General features: G+C 60.4%; 4 protein-coding genes and 1 tRNA gene. 4 read left to right on the top strand and 1 reads right to left on the bottom strand.

Features of this window, described 5'->3' with window-relative positions:
• The first annotated feature begins 211 nt into the window (after positions 1–211).
• The 4 genes from HC022_RS22740 to HC022_RS22725 all read left to right on the top strand — a co-directional run bounded on the left by HC022_RS22740 (position 212) and on the right by HC022_RS22725 (position 2,730).
• A complete protein-coding gene (locus tag HC022_RS22740; RefSeq protein ID WP_167453921.1) occupies positions 212–406 on the top strand; it encodes an MHC class I heavy chain in 195 nt (64 codons plus the stop codon).
• A 220-nt stretch (positions 407–626) separates the two neighbouring features.
• Positions 627–1,094, top strand: a complete 468-nt coding sequence (locus HC022_RS22735; protein ID WP_089961131.1) for an N-acetyltransferase — start codon at positions 627–629, stop codon at positions 1,092–1,094.
• Positions 1,095–1,554: 460 nt separating this feature from the next.
• Positions 1,555–1,989 carry a hypothetical protein gene (locus HC022_RS22730; protein WP_167453920.1) on the top strand — a complete coding sequence of 145 codons (435 nt, stop codon included), beginning with the start codon at positions 1,555–1,557 and terminating at the stop codon, positions 1,987–1,989.
• Positions 1,990–2,451: 462 nt separating this feature from the next.
• Positions 2,452–2,730, top strand: coding sequence for a hypothetical protein (locus HC022_RS22725; protein WP_167453919.1), 279 nt, complete (start codon positions 2,452–2,454; stop codon positions 2,728–2,730).
• Positions 2,731–2,893: 163 nt separating this feature from the next.
• Here the strand turns inward: HC022_RS22725 and HC022_RS22720 are convergent.
• A tRNA-Val gene (locus HC022_RS22720) sits at positions 2,894–2,969 on the bottom strand.
• Positions 2,970–3,060 lie beyond the last annotated feature (91 nt).

Here is a 3,060-nt window from a genome sequence, read left to right as displayed (position 1 = left end):
AAACCATCATCGGTTCACGGTCGGTTCTCCCGGAAGGGGGTGGCTGGGCGCGCCACCGCCAAGCGAAACGAGGCCGATTTCCGGCCTCGAATTCGCTGACCTTGCGTCGAGCCCCTCGAATCGACGATACTGTGATCGGTCGCAGGCACAGCCCCGACCCAAGCCTCTGACGAGGAACCCGGCCAACGAGGCAGGACCACTGGAGGATATCATGATCCACGATTGGACCAATATTCAGATCATGGAGTGCAACACCGACAACGGTGTGTTGGTCACGGTATTCTGGCAATCCGACGGTGCATCGGAACGCTATGTTCTTGGCAACGGCCAAGCGGTCGACCAGAACAAAGATGGCACTTTCACGATCCACGAAACGCAGACCAATCTCAGTCTGGCGCACTTCTGAAACGCGACACGCCCGGCAGGACTTAACCTCCGGGCGCGGTCTGCTTTCAGATCATCAGCCGAGCCTTGTCTGGTCGCGGCAGGACGTTCCCAATCCCAACTCCCTCTGAAAGTGCGAAATCCGCCGTCCGGTTGACTCGGGCCGGGCGTCTGTGTCAGGCGCCGGGGTTTCATGATGCATCCCGGCGCGCCTGCGCGGGGCCCAGCCGAAGGAAGGACCCATGGCTCTTACCCTCCGTCGCAACCGCGACCACGATCTCTCGACCTTTGCAGCGATGCTGCCTTCCGAGGAGATCCCCCTGATCAACCCCAATGCGAAAGTTCCCTTCGACGAGATGGAGTGGCATCGCAAGTGGCTCGGAGATCAGGACGATGTCTCCTTCTATCTTCAGGATCCCGCAGGCCGAGAGGTCGGCTTTTTCGCCCTCCGCGTTGGGGTCGGACCTGAAGTGCGGCACCTGACCTACGTCTATCTCGTCGAGGAGGCTCGCGGCGGCGCTGCCGCAGAAGTGACGGAGCACGTGGAGCAAGCGGCGCGGGATCTTGGCGCGTCGAGCCTGACCCTCAAGGTCGAGGTCGACAACGCGCCGGCCCTGAACGCCTACCTTTCCGCGGGCTACGAGGAGCTATCCCGCCGCCAGGGCATGGCAACCATGCGGCTCGATCTGGATGAGCGCCTCGCTGCCTAGACGCCGGGTTGCAGGCTGTCAGGGCCCCATCGGACCCGTCGGCATGCCCGACAATCCAAGGCCCTGAAACGAGACGCGCCCGGCCGGATTTCTCCTCCGGGCGCGGTCGTTCTGTCGATGATGCCAATCATGCGCTTTACGCGGCCTCCGGCAAGCCCTTCCGCGCCGGACCATCCTGCGGCCCTTCAGACCGTCCAAGAGACACAGCAGCGCCGACAGCAGGCCGCCGCAGCGCGCTTTGCTCGACACCGAACGCCCGGCCGAAGTGGATCCGGCTCAGGGAGCCGGAAAAGGCGACGGCGCCACAGGCCGTCGCGCTGCTAACATTCGGCTTACCGCTCATTGCGGCGAGCACCGGAGGCATTGGCTGGCGCGTTGCCGGAACGATCAAGGCCGCAGGATGGGACGGACGATGCGTGGACGACGCAGCCTCGCTCGAGGCTGGATCGACCCATGTAAGATGAACTACCAATACAGTGCTAAGTTGCAGCAAATCGAAAGAACGGAAGTCGGCATAGGCCGCTGCCAATCCCCCAAAAACAAATTGCCCCGGCACGTTGCTGAATCCGTGCCGGGGCAGATTGAGAAAGAAAAGAACTCTTCAATTGGTATGGGGCACCGACACGGAAAAACATCCGCAACAGGTGCTTACAGGCAAATCATTTTCACTCAAACACACGTCCACAATGGACACTTTGGGTTGTGCATGACCTTGCTTTTCGTGTCGAGTCCGCTCACCTTTCAGGTGCGCGGATTCCAAAACCAAACAATCTCGAGTAAAATTAGATTTCAATTTTTGGAAAATAGTTTTCCAAAATTCGAAACAAATGGAACGCGCGCGACACTTCGCCCGGACAGCATGATCCAAGGCAGATTGTTTCAGAAGAGGAACTGATTCGGCATCATTGCTCACGCTCCACGATCGAGTTCCGCAATTCGAGGAAATCTCCCCCGAGGCGGCGCCACGCATCGTCGACCTGAACCGGTGAGTTGATGACGTGGAGCGTTCCGGGTCACCGTCAACCCTACAGACAGAAGATGTCTGATGCCCCTGAACGACCCTGCACGCCGCAGGAACCGGCCACGCGCTGGCAGTGCTCTGCCGAGACGATCCTCCAGATGGTGAAACACGGAGAGTTGCCCGGCTTCCGGGCCGGTCGCATGATCCGAAATCCATCAAAGGCAATTGAGGCCTACGAATGCCAGACATCAGCATTGGAAGATCGCGCAGCGGCTTTGCGTCTATTGGCGAGATCCAGAGACCGGCAAGCGAGCCCGTCATCGACTTGAGGCACGCATCAGAGCGGAAGCGGAAGCAGAAGGCCTGGCGGTAGAGGCAGCCGCCGTCGAGGTGTCGATGACGGGTCATCGAGGAGGAGCGCGCCGCAAGGCGCAGGTCGTGGCCCCAGCCCTACCGCTCCGGACGAACAGCCGCGGCAATCCGTGGGGCCTTGGCTTCGGCGCATCGTGGACGAAAGGGCTTGTCCGCATCGGCCTGAGGCCTAAGCTCGTTGACGAGATGGAAGAGGATGCCTTCCGGCCAACCTTCCACGGCTTGCGCACCACGAACGCCACGGTGATCGCCAATACGGTCGCGCGAAATCCGGATTTGTTCGGCGGGATCCAGCGGGTGTAGGCGATGCTCGGTCACCTTTCCGAACGCACGTCGCGCCCCAATGCGAGACGCGCAGAGGTTGAGCACATGAACCGTGAAACGGTGCTGCTGCTACCTGACGTTGGGAAACATATTTCCGAAATTGGAAGACATGAAGCGGACGAAGCCGCTAAGCAGTTGATAATGGTGGGTGATGAGGGACTCGAACCCCCGACATCTTCGGTGTAAACGAAGCGCTCTACCAACTGAGCTAATCACCCGGTCCGCGCGGTTTAGCCAAGCGCCTCGCCTGTTTCAAGACGCTTCGTGGTCGATCTGACCTTCGCGGTCGATCCAGGTGCGGGGCCCGGC

It is taken from the genome of Salipiger sp. HF18 (genome assembly GCF_011806505.1).
GTDB lineage: Bacteria > Pseudomonadota > Alphaproteobacteria > Rhodobacterales > Rhodobacteraceae > Salipiger > Salipiger thiooxidans.
Note: the sequence above shows the minus strand (reverse complement) of the source record. Positions and strands in the feature narration are given on the sequence as shown.

What these genes read in the sequence shown, in the direction of transcription:
- HC022_RS22735 (WP_089961131.1), top strand. Translation starts at nt 627, where the DNA reads ATGGCTCTTACCCTCCGTCGCAACCGCGACCACGATCTCTCGACCTTT.
- HC022_RS22740 (WP_167453921.1), top strand. Translation starts at nt 212, where the DNA reads ATGATCCACGATTGGACCAATATTCAGATCATGGAGTGCAACACCGAC.
- HC022_RS22730 (WP_167453920.1), top strand. Translation starts at nt 1,555, where the DNA reads ATGAACTACCAATACAGTGCTAAGTTGCAGCAAATCGAAAGAACGGAA.
- HC022_RS22725 (WP_167453919.1), top strand. Translation starts at nt 2,452, where the DNA reads ATGACGGGTCATCGAGGAGGAGCGCGCCGCAAGGCGCAGGTCGTGGCC.